The 15,719-nt window shown below is 67.1% G+C and carries 13 protein-coding genes; 7 read left to right on the top strand and 6 right to left on the bottom strand.

Features of this window, described 5'->3' with window-relative positions; genetic code table 11:
• A partial coding sequence (locus IP86_RS24900) for a DEAD/DEAH box helicase (protein WP_054165128.1) occupies nt 1-1,246 on the bottom strand: 1,246 nt, incomplete at its 3' end.
• Nucleotides 1,247-1,650: 404 nt separating this feature from the next.
• On the opposite strand from IP86_RS24900, the gene IP86_RS24895 reads away from it, so the two are divergent.
• Nucleotides 1,651-3,150, top strand: coding sequence for a caspase family protein (locus IP86_RS24895; protein ID WP_054165127.1), 1,500 nt, complete (start codon nt 1,651-1,653; stop codon nt 3,148-3,150).
• A 112-nt stretch (nt 3,151-3,262) separates the two neighbouring features.
• On the opposite strand, the gene IP86_RS24890 is transcribed toward IP86_RS24895, so the two are convergent.
• Nucleotides 3,263-4,183, bottom strand: coding sequence for a LysR substrate-binding domain-containing protein (locus IP86_RS24890; RefSeq protein ID WP_082364252.1), 921 nt, complete (start codon nt 4,181-4,183; stop codon nt 3,263-3,265).
• 182 nt (nt 4,184-4,365) lie between these two features.
• Here IP86_RS24890 and IP86_RS24885 point away from each other — a divergent pair, with 182 nt between their 5' ends.
• The 4 genes from IP86_RS24885 to IP86_RS24870 are packed head-to-tail and all read left to right on the top strand — an operon-like array spanning nt 4,366 to nt 8,362.
• Entirely contained in the window at nt 4,366-5,340 is a 975-nt protein-coding gene (locus IP86_RS24885; protein WP_054165125.1) for a hypothetical protein, read from the top strand.
• Nucleotides 5,341-5,349: 9 nt separating this feature from the next.
• On the top strand, nt 5,350-6,348 hold the full coding sequence (locus IP86_RS24880; protein WP_054165124.1) for a 1-aminocyclopropane-1-carboxylate deaminase/D-cysteine desulfhydrase: 999 nt from the start codon (nt 5,350-5,352) through the stop codon (nt 6,346-6,348).
• The gene (locus IP86_RS24875; protein WP_054165123.1) at nt 6,345-7,337 is read left to right on the top strand and encodes a DMT family transporter; all 993 of its coding nucleotides are present in this window, start codon (nt 6,345-6,347) and stop codon (nt 7,335-7,337) included. The genes IP86_RS24880 and IP86_RS24875 overlap by 4 nt, the downstream gene beginning before the upstream one ends.
• A 32-nt stretch (nt 7,338-7,369) precedes the next feature.
• The gene (locus IP86_RS24870) at nt 7,370-8,362 is read left to right on the top strand and encodes a PLP-dependent cysteine synthase family protein (RefSeq protein WP_054165122.1); all 993 of its coding nucleotides are present in this window, start codon (nt 7,370-7,372) and stop codon (nt 8,360-8,362) included.
• A gap of 120 nt (nt 8,363-8,482) precedes the next feature.
• On the opposite strand, the gene IP86_RS24865 is transcribed toward IP86_RS24870, so the two are convergent.
• From IP86_RS24865 to parE, 4 genes are all read right to left on the bottom strand, one after another.
• On the bottom strand, nt 8,483-8,671 hold the full coding sequence (locus IP86_RS24865; protein ID WP_054165121.1) for a hypothetical protein: 189 nt from the start codon (nt 8,669-8,671) through the stop codon (nt 8,483-8,485).
• Nucleotides 8,672-8,862: 191 nt separating this feature from the next.
• Nucleotides 8,863-9,330, bottom strand: a complete 468-nt coding sequence (locus tag IP86_RS24860) for a hypothetical protein (RefSeq protein WP_082364251.1) — start codon at nt 9,328-9,330, stop codon at nt 8,863-8,865.
• 87 nt (nt 9,331-9,417) lie between these two features.
• Nucleotides 9,418-11,214: a DUF4153 domain-containing protein gene (locus IP86_RS24855; protein WP_054165119.1), complete on the bottom strand. Its 1,797-nt coding sequence runs from the start codon at nt 11,212-11,214 to the stop codon at nt 9,418-9,420.
• A 102-nt stretch (nt 11,215-11,316) separates the two neighbouring features.
• Nucleotides 11,317-13,365 carry a DNA topoisomerase IV subunit B gene (gene parE / locus IP86_RS24850; RefSeq protein ID WP_054165118.1) on the bottom strand — a complete coding sequence of 683 codons (2,049 nt, stop codon included), beginning with the start codon at nt 13,363-13,365 and terminating at the stop codon, nt 11,317-11,319.
• Between the two features lie 452 nt (nt 13,366-13,817).
• On the opposite strand from parE, the gene IP86_RS24845 reads away from it, so the two are divergent.
• Both IP86_RS24845 and IP86_RS24840 read left to right on the top strand, forming a co-directional pair.
• Complete coding sequence (locus IP86_RS24845) at nt 13,818-14,348, top strand: DedA family protein (protein WP_054165117.1); 531 nt, start codon at nt 13,818-13,820, stop codon at nt 14,346-14,348.
• A 145-nt stretch (nt 14,349-14,493) separates the two neighbouring features.
• Nucleotides 14,494-15,483 carry an MBL fold metallo-hydrolase gene (locus IP86_RS24840; protein WP_054165116.1) on the top strand — a complete coding sequence of 330 codons (990 nt, stop codon included), beginning with the start codon at nt 14,494-14,496 and terminating at the stop codon, nt 15,481-15,483.
• The last annotated feature ends 236 nt before the right edge of the window (nt 15,484-15,719 follow it).

The following is a 15,719-nucleotide window of genomic DNA, read 5'->3' as shown; positions in this document are numbered from 1 at the left end:
GGGTCTCGCGCGTCGCGCGGTCCTCGCCGCGGGCTTCGCGCGGTTCGCGATGGCGGGATTCGGAGGAGCGGCGTGACGAGCGCGCCGGGCGTTCCTCCTGCTCGTCCTCGACCGCGCCGGCGGGGCCGGACTCGGCACGCGGAATTTCCTTGCCGATCAGTTTCTCGATCGCGGCGATCGATTTCTGGTCGGATGGGGCGACGATCGAAATCGCGGTGCCGAGGCGGCCGGCGCGGCCGGTGCGGCCGATGCGATGGACGTAGTCGTCGGGGTGGTGCGGAACGTCGAAGTTGAAGACGTGGCTGACTTCCGGAATGTCGAGGCCGCGGGCCGCGACGTCGGAGGCGACCAGGATCGGCAGCTCGCCCTTGCGGAATTGATCGAGCGCCGCGGTGCGGGCCGACTGGTCCATGTCGCCGTGCAGCGCGCCGACGCTGAAGCCGTGCTTCTGCAGCGACTTCGCCAGCAGCGCGACTTCGCGCTTGCGGTTGCAGAAGATGATCGCGTTCTTGAGGTCGGTCGATGCCCGGATCAGCCGGCGCAGCGTCTCGCGCTTCTCGTGCGGCTCGCGTCCGCAGGCGACCTGCGACTGGGTCACCGTCACGGCGGTGGAGGCCGGCTTGGAGACTTCGACCTTCTCGGGATTGTGCAGGAAGGTTTCGGTGACGCGCCGGATTTCCGGCGGCATCGTCGCGGTGAAGAACAGCGTCTGCCGGGTGAACGGGACCAGCTTGCAGACCCGCTCGATGTCCGGAATGAAGCCCATGTCGAGCATCCGGTCGGCTTCGTCTATGATCAGCATCTCGACGCCGGTGAGCAGCAGGCCGCCGCGTTCGGTGTGGTCGAGCAGCCGGCCCGGGGTGGCGATCAGCACGTCGACGCCGCGTCCGAGTTTGAGATCCTGATCGCCGAACGAGACGCCGCCGATCAGGAGGGCGACGTTGAGCTTCTGGCCGGCGCCGTATTTGTCGAACTGCTCTTTGACCTGGGCGGCGAGTTCGCGGGTCGGCTCGAGGATCAGGGTGCGGGGCATTCGGGCCCGGGCGCGGCCCTTTTCGAGCATTGTCAGCATCGGCAGCACGAAGGCTGCGGTCTTGCCGGTGCCGGTCTGGGCGATGCCGAGGACGTCCCTGCGGGCGAGGACGTGGGGGATCGCCTGTTCTTGAATGGGGGTCGGGGTCGTGTATCCGGCAGCCGCAACCGCCGCTTGGACCTTGTCTGAAAGGCCGAGATTGGAAAAGGACATTTAGCCTCTGTTGTCGGCGCGATCAGATCCGAACCAAGACTGAACCGAATTCGAAGATCACGCCACTTGATCGAAACCGCCGCCAGGATTTCTCGGAAATCACTGTCGCGCTCAACCCCGGAGCGGCACGCAATGTTGCACGGGGATGTCGGTCGCGGACAGGCGGCTCAACCGGGATATCGCGTAGTCGATACCGGGCCGCATCACGGCCGGAACATAGGCCGGAATCGCGTAAAGTCAATGCGTTCGCGTATGAAACGCCTGAAAAGCTTAATATTCTTGCAGTTTCGGGGGGCTCGGGGCGGCCGGATTGCCGGATCAAACCGGTTGAACCCCACCCCGGTTTTGGCCGACTATGGCGCAGGCGGTCCGATCCGGCCGCCCGGCTCATCGGGGAACTGGGAATGCGATCGCTGCGACGGCGCGGGATATCGGCGGTCGGTCTGATCACCGCGGTGCTGATCTGGGCCGCGCCCGCGGAGGCCGCCAAGCGCGTCGCGCTGGTGATCGGCAACAACGATTATCGCAACGTGCCGAAGCTGCAGAAGGCGGTGAACGACGCCCGCACCATGGGCGACACGCTGCGCGCGCTCGGCTTTCAGGTGATGGTCGCCGAGAACCAGAGCCGCGCCGCCTTCAGCCAGAGCCTGCTCGCCTTCGACAACAGCATCGAGCCGGGCGATACCGCGTTCTTCTTCTACGCCGGCCACGGCTTCGAGATCGCCGGCCAGAATTTCCTGCTGCCGACCGACGTGCCGGCCGCGACCGAGGGCCAGGAAGAGCTGGTCCGCGACGCCTCGATCATGGCCGACCGCATCGTCGACCGGCTGCAGAACCGCGGCGCCCGCACGGCGATTCTGGTGCTCGACGCCTGCCGCAACAATCCGTTCGAGCGCCGCGGCGTGCGGGCGCTCGCCGGCCGCGGCGGGCTGGCGCCGATGACGACGCTGCCGGAAGGCGTGTTCTCGATCTTCTCGGCCGGCCCGCGGCAGACCGCGCTGGACCGGCTGTCGGATAGCGATTCCGATCCGAACTCGGTGTTCACCCGCGTGTTTGCCAAGCAGATCCGCGATCCGGGCGACAATCTCGTGCAGGTGGCGCAGCGCACGCGGCGGCTGGTCAGCGAGATGGCCGAGACTGTCGGCCACAAGCAGGTGCCGGTGTATTTCGACCAGATGGTCGATGACGTGTTTCTGAGCGGCCCGCCGAAGCCGGCGGCGAGCGCAGTTGCGCCCAGCCAGCCGCCCGAGAAGGTTGCGGCGCTGCCGCCGGTGGCGCCGCTGAAGCCGCCGACCTCGGAAAGCCTGAACGCGCCGATCGCCAGCTTCTCGCGCCACAATGGCGGCTGGACCGTGGTGTTCTCGATCGCCGATCCGACCCTCGGCATCTCGTGGCGGATGGCCGGCGAGCAGGATTTCCGCGAAACCGGCTTCATGGATTCGCTCGACCCGCGCACCCGCAAGCGGCTGCCGAACCCGTCGATCCAACTGCCTTCAGACGCACCGGAGTCGACCATCGAGGTCCGCTACGTCGATGCCAACGGCGAGATGCAGGGGCCATTCCCGATCAAATTCGAGCCGGAAGCGGCGCTGCTGCGCGACCAGCGCAAGATCCTCGACATGACGGCGACGAGCTGGCTGTCGTTCCGGGACTACAACGGCTTGCTCGTGCACTACACGCATCTGATGTCGTATCGCTGCGCCATCCGCGAGGCGCGGATCGGCATCGACAGTGCGGTGCCCGACAAGGTGCTGAAGATGCCGGCCTGCGACATGCGCGACCCGATCGCGATCCCGAGCAGCGCCACGCCATATTTCAAGCTGCCGTCGAGCGTGAAGTCGGTCTCGGTCGAGCTGACCTATCGCGACGGCAGCGTGTCGGAGATCAAGACGTTTAGGCGCTGAGGGATCGGCAGCGCTGCCGCGGTTGCGGCGCGGTGCTTAGTCCGCGTGGACGTCGCGCATCCATGAACGCATCTGGAGCTGCGGTGCTGCTTCGCGCACAGCCGGCAAAGCCCTACAGCGACAGGCGGGGTAGTGCCGGACCGATCATGCCGCGGTTTCGATCGCTCGCGATCAGCCGCGAGACGTTGACACCGACCGCCGGCAAGGCTGCCGCGAGGTAATCGCCGAGCGCCGAGATGGCGTCGCCGCGCGTCGCGCCGCGGCGCATCACGATCTCGGTGTCCGGCAGTTCGGGGAGCTGCTCGGCCGCGCCGAGCACGGCGAAGTCCGACAGCACAGCGCTCTGTCCCAACACGCTGACACCGACGCCGGCGGAGACCGCAGCCTGCACGCCGCCGAGGCTGGTACTGGTGTACACGATCTCCCATTCGCGCGGGCCGGCGCGCATGCGCCGCAGCACCTCGTTGCGATACACGCAGCCCGCCGGAAACATCACCAATGGCACCGGGCCTTCGGCGAATGCGGCATGTGGCGCCGCGACCCAGCGCAGCGGCTCGCGCCACAGCGTGTCGCCGGCGCTGGTTTTGTCCTGCCGCCGCACCACCACGATATCGAGTTCACCGTTGTCGAGTTCGCGCTGCAGATCGGCCGTCAAAGCGCTGCGCACCATCAGCCGCGCTCCCGGATAGGCGTCCTTGAAACGGCGCAGGGCGCTGGGCAGCATTTCGGTGGCGAAGTCTTCGAGGATGCCGAGCCGCACCGTGCCCACAGCCGTCGGCCGGTGCAGCTTGAGCATCGCCTCGTTGTTCAGTCCGATCATCGCCTCGGCGTAGACGCGCAGGACTTCGCCGCGCTCGGTCAGCGTCGCCTTGCGTCCGCCGCGCTCGAACAGCGGATGACCGACGGCGTGTTCGAGACGCTGGATGTGCAGGCTGATGGTGGATTGAGTCTTGTGCAGCGCGCGCGCCGCGCAGGTAAATCCGCCGTGGTCGAGAACGGCCAGAAAGCTTCGCAACAGGACGAGATCGAGCATGGCGGCGATCCATCGACATTCGCGATGAATTTCGATCGGTTAATATCGTTTGTCAACATCAGCACGCTTAGTTAGCGTCCAAACCACGCTATCAGTTCATCGTTGGAATTTGATGCAGTTGCGACCGGATCTTCGGCATTGCATGCCGCCGGCGCTTGGCCAGTCGTGTTCATTGGAGAGTCATGATGATTGCCGCGGTACGATCACTCAAGTCGCTGTACGACATTCACGGCATCACGTCCGGTGCCTTGCCCGACGCTGTTACCATCGTCCCCGACATGTCGGGCCTCGAAGACGATCCGCGCAACGACTGGCTCCATGTCGCGTTGTCGGAGTTTCGTCATTTCCGCGCGACGCGCGGCGAACATATCCGTTCGGCCGGCTTCATCGGCAGCGCCAATGGGATCGACGTGATCGCCGCCCTGCGGCTGTTCTCGATCGAGCGGCTGACGGTCACCGACATCGTACCGGCGCTGTTGCCGGCCATCGAGAGCAACATCCGCGCCAATACCGCCAGCAACCGATTGCCCAAGATGATCCGGTTCGCCGCGGGGCGCGACTGCGAACCGCTCGAGGAGCCGTGCGACCTGATCTACGCCAATCTGCCGCTGGTGATGGTCGACACCGATCAGCTCGGCAGCGAACTCGCGACCACCACGCTGACCGACGCCCGCGCCTATGCGCATCTTCAGACCGGCCCCGACGACCTGCTGGCACGCTGGTCGCTGCTGCCTCAGCTCGGCCTACTGTTGTCGGCGAAGGAACGGCTCGCTCCGGGCGGTGCGATCATCACGTTGATCGGCGGCCGGATCAGCGATGCGGCGATCGAGCAGTGTTTCGAGCGGGCCGGAATGGACCATGAGCGCGGCACGGTCGCGATCATGCGCCAGAGCGACGAGCAGTATCTGGCGCAATACGCCGACTATGAGCAGCGGCTGGGCGGCGACACCTTCGCGTTCTACGACGAGGCCGAGGCCAGCCGCATCCTGGCCGCCGCAGGCTGCGATTATCCTTCGACCTTGACGTTCGCGCCGGAGGTGGCGCGAACGGTACTCGAACCTGCTTTGCTGTCGGCCAGTCAGGCCTGGGAGCGTGTCCGGGAAGGGCGCCACGTCGCACATCTCGCCTATGGATTTCTGGCTGTCGTCCGCCAGTAGGAGCGAGCGATGACGCACAGCAGCGCAGCCGGCGGCGCTGCCGCGCGGCCCTTGCCGGTCGAGCGGTCGCCGCTCGAGTTCAACGCCGCGGTGTCGCAGATTGTCGGCGCCGAGGTTTGGATCAAACGGGAGGATCTGCAGGATGGTGTCGGATCCGGCGTCAAGCGCCGCGCCATCGCGGCGATCCTCGACGGGCACGCCGCACCCGATCGCGATCCGATCGTGATCGACGGTGTGCCGCAGTCCAACTGTCTGATGGCGATGGCGCACTACTGCCGGATCTCGGGCGCACCGCTTTACGTGATCCTGCGCGGCCGCGGTCCGCGGCAACCGGCCGGCAACTACGCGCGGCTGCTGTCGTCGGGCGCGCATGTCATCGAACTGCCGGACGCCAGGCATTTCGAAGCGATCCGCGATGCGCTGGTCGCCGATCTGATCCGCTCCGGCCGGCGACCGCTGGTGGTGCCGGCCGGAGCGATGTCGGCAACCGCGGGGCCGATCGGACTCGGCGTCGAGCTTGCCGCGCAGGAGGCCGAGCTCGCGACCCGGTTCGACGTCGTCGCGCTGCCCGTCGGCACCGGCGGAACCATCACGGGGCTCGCGCTCAGCCGTCGATTTCATCGCTCGCGATGGCGGCTGGTCGGCATTCGGATCGACGATTATCCGGCCGAGACTTACCGCGACAACTTCCGCCGCGCGGCGGCGTCGCTGGGCCTGGCGCCAAGCGAGGCCAAAGCGCCTCTGACCGGCGATCCGGACGAAGCGTTCACCTTGTATGACGGGGCGCTCGGCGGCGGTTACGGCGCGACCATCGCGGCAGACTTCGAGCACAGCGAACGACTCTGCGACAGCACCGGGCTGTATTTCGGCCCGACCTACATGCTGAAGGCGCTGCGCGGCCTGACCGACATGGTAGCGGCCGGCAGGATCGCTTCGTCGAGCCGCGTGCTGCTGGTGCACACCGGCGGCGCGAACGAACGCAGCCTGTATCGCAGGACGATACGATGACCGACACCCCTCGATCGGACGTCAAGGCGTGGCAGCCGCAGGATCTGAACGCGTCGCCGGTCCCCGTGCTGGGGCTGCTGGCCGGGGTGACGTTCGCGCTGATCTGGAGCGGATCGTTCATCGCAACCAAGATTGCATTGCCGCTGGCGCAGCCGCTTTGGCTTTCGGCCGGGCGCCTGACCGCGGCGGCGCTGCTGCTGCTGCCGTTCGTCGGCGCGCGCGCCTTCGCGCAGTTTCGCGCGGCCTCGGCCGGGCAACGCGTCCGGCTGCTCGCCGCCGCCGGATTGAGCCAGAGCTACTACCTCGGCGCCGTGTTCTACGCGCTTCACGCGCTGCCGGCGGCTCTGGTCGCGGTGGTCGGCTCCAGTCTTCCGCTGATCTCGATTCCGATCGCTGCCGTGTTGCTCGGGGAGCGGGCCTCGATCCGCGAAGCGCTCGCCACCGCCGGCGCGGTGATCAGTCTCGGCATCGTCATCCTGGGGCGTGACAACGGCGTGCAAATCGACTCCGTGGTGATTTCCCCGCCGATCGCGCTGATGCTCTCGGGCGTCGTGGCGCTGGCTGTCGGCAACACGTTGCTCAAGCCGCTGATCGGGCAGGACGGTCCTCTCTCGGTGCTCGCGTTTCAGCTGATCATCGGTAGCGTCGTGTCCGTGGTGGCCGCGGCACTGCTCGAAGGCTGGCCGCAATGGAACTGGAGCGGCGCGATATTGCTCGCATTTCTGTATCTGGTGGTGGTCGGATCGATCGCCGGGACCTGGCTGTGGGTCGTTGTACTGCGCCGCTTCTCGGCGATCGGCGCGAGCGGGTTCTTCCTGTTGACGCCGGTGTTCGGCGTCGCGCTGGGATTTGTGATCCTGGGGGAACGGCTGACCTTGGTGCAACTGGCGGGCACCGCGCTGCTCTGCCTGATGATCGCCACCCGTGCCATGCCCGGGCGCCGCCAGGACAGCCCGAACCGCGCCGCCAAAGACAACGACCCGACCTGATCGGATCATTTTCAGCATGAAAGGATTGCACGATGCACAAGCGACTGGAGGACGCGATCGGTGGGACGCCGCTCGTCCAACTCACCAAGCTCGACGTCCCGGACGGCATCCGCCTTTTCGCGAAGTTGGAGTTTCTCAACCCTGGCGGCAGCATCAAGGACCGGATGGTTCGGTTCATCGTGGAGGATGCCGAACGCACCGGGCAATTGCGGCCCGGCGCCACCATCGTCGAAAACACGTCGGGCAACACCGGCGCAGCGATCGCGATGCTGGCGGCGGCGCGAGGCTATCGCGCCATCCTGACGATGCCGGACAAGGTGAGCAAGGAAAAGCAGGACGCACTGGTCGCGCTCGGCGCGGAGATTGTGGTGTGCCCGACCGCCGCGGCGCCGGGCTCGCCTGAGCACTATGTCGAGCGCGCGCGCCGGCTGCGGGCGGGCCTGCCCAACGCGTTCATGCTCAATCAGTACGATAATCCGATGAACGCCGAGGCGCATTTCAGGACGACCGGGCCGGAGATCTGGTCGGCGCTCGGCGACAGCATCACGGCGTTCGTCGCGGCCGGCAGCACCGGCGGCACCATCTCGGGAGTCGGCCGCTTCTTGCGCTCGCGCAAGCCCGACACCGAAATCGTCCTGCTCGATCCGGTCGGGTCGATCTACTTCAAGTATTTCCACCACGGCGTGGTCGATCACGAAGAGATCGCGAGCTATCACGTCGAGGGAGTGGGCGAGGACCATCTCGCGAAGTGCATGGATTTCTCGGTCGTCACCGATGTGCTCCGCTTCGACGACCGCGTCGCCTTCGCGATGTGCCACGAATTGGCCGCCAAAGAGGGGTTGCTATGCGGCGGCAGTTCCGGCGCCAATGTCTGGGGCGCGTTGCAGCTGGCGCAGCGGCTGACGCCGCCCGCCACCATCGTCACGGTGCTGCCCGACAGCGGCGTGAAATACGTGTCGAAAATCTACAACGACGCCTGGCTGAGCGCTCACGGCCTCGCCGAGCGTAGCCGCTGGGCCGCTTGACGCAGTTCTGCTGTTGATTGGATCAGAACTTGCGATGTGAAAGCGCTGCCGGGATGACGCCCTGATGGCGGGGAGGCGTTGGTGCGAGCTGACGGCCGGGGCGGCGTGGGGCGTACGGCCTCACACCTTGCGCGAGATCAGGATCAGCAGCAGGCCGCCGAACGCGGTCGAGGCGCCGTACCACATCCATTGCGACTGATTGATCATGAAGCTCTGCGCCGGCCACTGGATCAGGCCGGCGCCCTGGCCGGTCCAGATCAGGCCCATGACGAGGGCGAGGAGGCCTATGACGAGGAAGAGCGTACGCATCAGGCGATTAGGCACGTCTCGTTTCAGCTTTTCAAGCCGGATTCGATCGCCTGCCTCGTTTCCCGATCGCCGCGGCAGCATTCCCCGTCATTGCGAGGAGCGAAGCGACGAAGCAATCCAGCGCCGTTCTGGGTGCTGGATTGCTTCGCTGCGCTCGCAATGACGGGGAGCTTGGGAAGGCGGTCGCCGGGTCAGCGCAGCGATCGGCTGATCCGCGTGACGATCGCGTCCCATTTGCGTTTTTCGGCGGCCGGGTAGTTGATCAGCACGCAGTTCATCGCGCCGGGGACGCGGTTGCAGCGATTGTACCAGACGCGGCCGTCACGAATGCTGGAGACGGCGAAGAATCGCGGCGTGACGCGGCGGTAGATGATGCCGGGCGGCGGATTGCGCTCGGCCAGGAAGGCGGCGGGCGACAGGCCGCGCGTGTTATCGATCGACTGGACGGTCAGGTCGGCGCGGCCGTCGGCACTGGCGAAGCGGCGGCCGGTGCCGTCCTGGGCCGGTCCGGCGTCCTCGCTGAAGACCGCGCGCGGCACATCGGCGGCCGCGGAGTTGGCGCCGACGTTGTAGCGTTGCCAGTTCAGCGCGGACTGCGCCGCTGCCGGCCCCGCGCCGAGCAGCACTGCGGCCGCCACGAACCAAGCGCCTGTATGCATGCACATCCTCCAAGGTCTATCTGCGCAAACGCAACGCCTATGGTGTAGCAAGGTTGCGTTCTCGGACGAGACCGATCGACGGCCTTGCTAATCGGAGACGCGTCTGGCCGTCACCGAGCCGCAGTCGTAGTGCGGCGCGACGCGCAGGCGCGTGCCGGCGATGTCGATATCCTTCAGCAGCGACGACACGAGGCTGAACCGTCCGGCGCGCAGGGCCTCGTCGACACCCTTGCAACTGGAGCCGGCGAGGGTGCCGAAATAGCGCCATTGGCCGTCGGTGCGGCGGAACACCGTGGTCTCGCCGGCGTCGGCGTCGAGGATGATCTCGGCAGTCCCGTCGCCGTCGAGGTCGACGAGGATGGCCTCGCAGCTCGACGTGGACGATTTCAGGCACAGCGGCAGCAGGTAGCTCGCCCGGTCCTGGGTCCAGTCGGCGGTGAGGAAATCGCCGGGCAATTCGCCGCCCGGCGGCTGCACCACACGGAGCGGGCCGACGCGCTCGCCCTCCGGCTTCGGGTCCCAGCGCGATTGCCGGTCCAGCGTGGCGACGGCCTTGGCGCGGATGGCGGGTGCGGTGTCGTCCTGCGCCAGCCGCCGCAGCGCATCGACGCCGTAGCGGCCTGTTTCGAACCGCAGATAGTCGAACGAGAAGCGATCGGACGGAGCCCGCCCGTCCTTCAGCCGCGCCACCTGATCGGCCACCGACAGCCGCGCCGGATCGGCCAGCGGCGACAGCAGCGCCAATGCGACGCCGATGACGATGAGCGATGTGGTGATGTTGGTGGCGGCGAGTATGCCGGTCGAAATTCTGCGGCGCACTACCGCGACCGCATAGCCGATCGCGTAGCAGGCGGCGACCACCGCGCCGGCGGTGCCGACGATGCGCACATTCGACCAGCCATATTGTCCGACTCGCAGGGCGATGGCGTAGCCGGCGAGCGCGACCACCGGCAGCAACACCAGTGACGCGGCAGCGATCGACAGCCGCAGCGCGGCCGGCATGGTCGCGCCGGGCTCGGGGGCGGAGAGACGTGCGCCGTCCTGCAGCGCGGTGTTGATCAGGACCACCAGCATCGCGGCGGCGATCAGCAGGATCGTCGCGGCCCGCTTGGTGCCCCATAGCGGTTCGAGCCCGGTGAACAGCAGCGCTGCCACGAAGGCGACGACGATCGCGGCGGCCAGCGGCAGCAGCCAGCCGAGCAGGTTGCACACGACGGTGCGCAGCCCGCGGACCAGGCCGGCGCGAATATCGGTGACGTGCAGCGCGACGCTGACCGCGACCGTGGTAGCTGGAATCCAGAACCACTCCTGGCGGATCACGCGCGCGAAGGCCTCGACCTTGATCAGGCGGAACAGATCGGCGCCGAGCCAGAGCACGCCCCAGAACGTGCCGGCGAACAGCATGGCGAGCGCGATCTGCAGGCCGAGGCCCCACGAGACTTCGAAATAGGTGTGATACTTGGCGATGGCGCGGCGGTCATGCGCGGCCGCGATCAGCAGCGACTGGGCGATAAACAGGACCAGCGGCAAGCCGACCCACGCCTGCGCGGGCATCACGCGCGGCGGCGCGTGCCCCGGTGTGACGAAGGGATCGCGGGAGAGATCGTACCAGCCGAGCGCGGCGCAGGTTGCTGCCACGACAAGGACCCACACCAGCAGCGGGATCGGCCGCAGCCGCGTGAGCGCCGACGACGCGACCAGCGGGGTGAACACCGCCGTCACCAGCAGCGCGGCATAGAGTTCAGGCGTGGTGGCGGGCCACACCTTGTCCAGCGCGACGCGGAGCAGCGCGTACAGCGCCGCACCCTGCAGTAAACCGATCAGGACGCGCAGCGCGAAGGTGAGCGGCGTCGGAGCCGGATCGAAGTCGTCGGTGTCGGTCACGATGGTATTCCCCGCAAACGCCTGCTGGGCGCAGGACGTGGTGCGGGGGATTAGTGCACGGCTTCGTTAAGATGGTTCGACAGCAAGCGCGGTAAAACGCGCTTAGACGTCGAGCATTTCGTCGCTGGCGAATTCCGCCTTGTCGCTGATGAAGGCGAAGCGGGCTTCGGCCTTGGTGCCCATCAGACGCTCGACGGAATCGGCGGTGCCTTCGCGAGCCTCGGGGAGCAGCACGACGCGGAGCAGGGTGCGCTTGCTCGGGTCCATCGTGGTCTCTTTGAGCTGCGCCGGCATCATCTCGCCGAGGCCTTTGAAGCGGCCGACATCGACCTTGGCGTTGGCGTTGAATTCCTTCTTCAGCAGCTCTTCCTTGTGGGCGTCGTCGCGGGCGTAGACCGTCTTGGCGCCGTGGGTCAGGCGATACAGCGGCGGCACCGCGAGATAGAGGTGGCCCTCGTCGATCAGCTTCGGCATCTGCCGATAGAAGAAGGTGATCAGCAGCGAGGCGATGTGGGCGCCGTCGACGTCGGCGTCGGTCATGATGATGATGCGCGAGTAGCGCAGGTCTTCCTCGCGGTAGTTCACGCCGGTGCCGGCGCCGAGCGCCTGGATCAGGTCGGACAGCTGGGCGTTCGCCACCACCTTGTCCTTGCCGGCCGAGGCGACGTTGAGGATTTTGCCGCGCAGGGGGAGCACCGCCTGGGTCGCACGGTCGCGCGCCTGCTTGGCGCTGCCGCCGGCCGAGTCACCCTCGACGATGAACAGTTCGGAGCCTTCGGCCGCGGTCGAGGTGCAGTCGGCGAGCTTGCCGGGCAGCCGCAGCTTCTTCACCGCGGTCTTGCGCGAGATCTCTTTTTCTTGGCGGCGGCGCAGCCGCTCCTCGGCGCGCTCGATGACGAAGTCCAAGAGCTTGTTGGCCTGGACCGGGTTGCCGGACAGCCAGTGGTCGAACGGGTCCTTGATGGCCTGTTCGACGATCTTCTGTGCTTCGGCGGTGGCGAGGCGGTCCTTGGTCTGGCCCTGGAATTCCGGCTCGCGTACGAACACCGAGAGCATCACCGCAGCGCCGACCATGACGTCTTCGGAGGTGATCGAGGCACCGCGCTTGCCTTGGCCGACGCGCTCGGCGTGATCCTTGAGGCCGCGGAGCAGGGCGCTGCGCATGCCGGATTCGTGGGTGCCGCCGTCCGGGGTCGGCACCGTGTTGGTGTAGGACGACATGAAGCCGTCGGCATCGGCCGTCCACGCCACCGCCCATTCGCAGGCGCCATGCGCGCCGTTGCGGCCGCTCTTGCCGGCGAAAATGTCGGGATGCACCAGCGTGTCGTTGTGGATCGCCGCGCCGAGGAAGTCCTTCAGGCCGCCGGGGAAGTGGAATTCGTCCTCGCTCGGGACATCCTCGATCCCCTTGAGCAGTTCGGGATCGCACTTCCAGCGGATCTTCACGCCGCCGAACAGGTAGGCTTTCGACCGCGCCATCTTGAACAGCCGCTGCGGCTTGAACGCCGCCTTGGCGCCGAAGATATCGGTGTCGGGCTTGAAGCGGACGCGGGTGCCGCGGCGGTTGTTGACCTTGCCGAGGCTCTCGAGCTTGCCCTTCGGGATGCCGCGCTCGAACACCATGCGGCTGAGCTGCTGGTTGCGCGCAACCTCGACCTCAAGACGCGACGACAACGCATTGACGACGCTGACGCCAACGCCGTGCAGACCGCCCGAGGTTTCGTACACCTTGCTGTCGAATTTGCCGCCGGCGTGCAGCGTGCACATGATCACTTCGAGCGCCGACTTCTTCGGGAATTTCGGATGCGGATCAACGGGAATGCCGCGGCCGTTATCGGAGACGGTGAGGAAGCCGTCGGCGCCGAGCTCGACCTCGATGAAGGTCGCATGGCCGGCCAGCGCCTCGTCCATCGAGTTGTCGATCACCTCGGCGAACAGATGGTGCAGCGCCTTCTCGTCTGTGCCGCCGATATACATGCCGGGGCGGCGGCGAACCGGCTCCAGCCCTTCCAGCACCTCGATGTCGGCGGCGGTGTAGCCGGCTTCGGCGCCGGCCGGTTTGGCCGGGGCGCGCGCGCCGGTCTTGGACGCGGACCCGAACATGTCCGTCTCGGGCTTCGATTTGCTGCTCGCCTTCAGTGCCTTGGCCATGGGTCTTGAAAGTGGTCCTGAGATGTAAGGGGCTGGGCCCGGCGCGCTGCGCCGCCCGAATCGCTGGTCTTGACTATGCCACGGAAGGCCCGCGGGTGGTGACGGCAGGCGCTGCGGAACCGCCTGAAGGCCGGCTGCCGCGCTGCAACACGCCGCTGGACGGCGCATATAGTCCGGAGCCGGCGCGATGGAAAGGGCCCGGCCGTGCGCCGCTGCCGCATGATACCGCCCTGGCGGGTGGTCGCGGGGGTGTGAGGTGCAAAATGAGGGCTGCGGGCGCAGGGTCATACCGTTCTGGAATCGCTGCCGCATTCAGGCCATCCCGATCTGATCTGCCGGCCGCCCCGGGCAATCCGTCACGGGGGGCGGCGCTTGCCCGGCGGGCGGCGGCCGTGCGATGCGACAGTCATGTGAACCCTGCCGGCAGGGGACGCCCGCAGGTCAGAAGGACGATGGAAGAAGCTTTTCGCGGCCTCATCGATTTCGTGCGCGAGCACCAGGCCTGGGCCGCGCCGGTGGTTCTGGCGCTGGCGTTCGGAGAATCGCTCGCCTTCATCTCGCTGGTGATCCCCGCCTGGGGTGCTCTGGTGGCGATCGGGGCCCTGGTCGGCGCCTCGGGCATCAGCTTCTGGCCGGTCTGGATCGCCGGTGCGGTCGGCGCGGCGCTGGGCGATTGGCTGTCCTACTGGTTCGGCTATCGCTATAAGGATCGCGTCGCCCAGATCTGGCCGCTGTCGAAATTCCCGGGGTTGCTGTCCCGCGGTGAGGACTTCGTGCAGAAATGGGGTGTGCCGAGCATCTTCATTGGCCGGTTCTTCGGCCCGCTGCGCGCCTCGGTGCCGCTCGCGGCCGGCATCTTCGAGATGCCGTATTGGCAATTCCAGATCGCCAACGTGCTGTCGGCTTTCGTGTGGTCGGCGGTGCTGCTGCTGTTCGGCGACGCGCTGTCGGTCGGCGCGAGCTGGCTGGTGCGGTCGATTTGAGCGAGCGGAATAGGGCGCGGCGACCGGGGTTGGTACCCGGGAGGCCTCCGGGCCGCCGCGATCAAACCGCTGTTATGATGCGATCCCGTCACCGAAGCCGGGCTAGACTGCCGACCGCAACAATCCCACCCACCGAGGACACGCCATGGACCTGACCCGCCGTCACGCCCTCACTGCCGCCGCCGCTCTGGCCGCCACGCCGCTGCTGCGCAGCGCGCCCGCCGAGGCCGCCGCGCCGCTCGCCGACAAGCAGGCGCCGAGCTTCTATCGCTACAAGGTCGGCGACGCCCAGGTGAACGTGATCTCCGACGGCGCCAGCACCTTCCCGCTGCCGGACGGCTTCGTCCTCAACGCCAAGAAGGACGAGATCAACGCGGCGCTGGAACAGGCCTTCATGCCGAAGGACAAGATGACCATCAACTTCGCGCCGCTGGCGATCAACACCGGCGGCAAGCTGGTGGTGGTCGACACCGGCAACGGCCCGGGCGCCTTCGCCTCGACCAAGGGCAATGTCGGCCAGTTCGCCACCAACCTGGTGGCCGCGGGTCTCGATCCGAAGGCGGTCGACATCGTGGTGATCTCGCACTTCCACGCCGACCACATCAACGGCCTGCTCACCGCCGACAATCAGCCGGCGTTCCCGAACGCCGAGATCCTGGTGCCGGCCGCGGAGTGGAAGTACTTCATGGACGACGGCGAGATGAGCCGCGCCTCCGGCGAGCGGATGCAGGGTGTGTTCAAGAACGCCCGCCGGGTGTTCGAGGCCGGGCTGCAGAAGAAGGTCACGCCCTACGAATGGGGCAAGGACGTCGCGCCGGGCCTGCTCGCGATCGAAGCCGTCGGGCACACGCCGGGCCACACTTCGTTCGTGCTGTCGTCCGGCGTCGACAAGGTGTTCATCCAGTCCGACGTCACCAACCACCCGGCGCTGTTCGTCACCAATCCCGGCTGGCACCTGATGTTCGACCAGGACCCGGCCCAGGCCGAGACCACCCGCCGCAAGGTCTACGACATGCTGGTCGCCGACAAGATGCGGGTCCAGGGATTCCACTATCCTTTCCCCGCCAACGGCTACGTGCAGAAGGACGGCAATGGTTATCGGCTGGTGCCCGCGCCGTGGAGCCCGGTGATCTGAGCACGTCGACAAGGCGCGCGCACAAGTCTCGCCGTCATTGCGAGGAGCGAAGCGACGAAGCAATCCAGCTCAGTGCACTGAACTGGATTACTTCGCTTTGCTCGCAATGACGGGAAACAACCTCTCCCCGCGGGCGGGGAGAGGTCGACCGGCGAAGCCGGGCGGGTGAGGGGGCGTCTCCACGCGGTCGAGCGCTGCGACTCGCGGCAGGCCCCCCCCCCCCCCCCCCCCCCCCC

The organism is Rhodopseudomonas sp. AAP120 (assembly GCF_001295845.1).
Lineage (GTDB): Bacteria > Pseudomonadota > Alphaproteobacteria > Rhizobiales > Xanthobacteraceae > Rhodopseudomonas.
Note: the sequence above shows the minus strand (reverse complement) of the source record. Positions and strands in the feature narration are given on the sequence as shown.

Bases quoted from the DNA above. Each gene is read 5' to 3' on its own strand.
- IP86_RS24845 (WP_054165117.1), top strand. From the start codon at position 13,818: ATGGAAGAAGCTTTTCGCGGCCTCATCGATTTCGTGCGCGAGCACCAG.
- IP86_RS24885 (WP_054165125.1), top strand. From the start codon at position 4,366: ATGATGATTGCCGCGGTACGATCACTCAAGTCGCTGTACGACATTCAC.
- IP86_RS24880 (WP_054165124.1), top strand. From the start codon at position 5,350: ATGACGCACAGCAGCGCAGCCGGCGGCGCTGCCGCGCGGCCCTTGCCG.
- IP86_RS24890 (WP_082364252.1), bottom strand. From the start codon at position 4,183: ATGCTCGATCTCGTCCTGTTGCGAAGCTTTCTGGCCGTTCTCGACCAC.
- IP86_RS24895 (WP_054165127.1), top strand. From the start codon at position 1,651: ATGCGATCGCTGCGACGGCGCGGGATATCGGCGGTCGGTCTGATCACC.
- parE (WP_054165118.1), bottom strand. From the start codon at position 13,365: ATGGCCAAGGCACTGAAGGCGAGCAGCAAATCGAAGCCCGAGACGGAC.
- IP86_RS24865 (WP_054165121.1), bottom strand. From the start codon at position 8,671: ATGCGTACGCTCTTCCTCGTCATAGGCCTCCTCGCCCTCGTCATGGGC.
- IP86_RS24860 (WP_082364251.1), bottom strand. From the start codon at position 9,330: ATGCATACAGGCGCTTGGTTCGTGGCGGCCGCAGTGCTGCTCGGCGCG.
- IP86_RS24875 (WP_054165123.1), top strand. From the start codon at position 6,345: ATGACCGACACCCCTCGATCGGACGTCAAGGCGTGGCAGCCGCAGGAT.
- IP86_RS24840 (WP_054165116.1), top strand. From the start codon at position 14,494: ATGGACCTGACCCGCCGTCACGCCCTCACTGCCGCCGCCGCTCTGGCC.
- IP86_RS24870 (WP_054165122.1), top strand. From the start codon at position 7,370: ATGCACAAGCGACTGGAGGACGCGATCGGTGGGACGCCGCTCGTCCAA.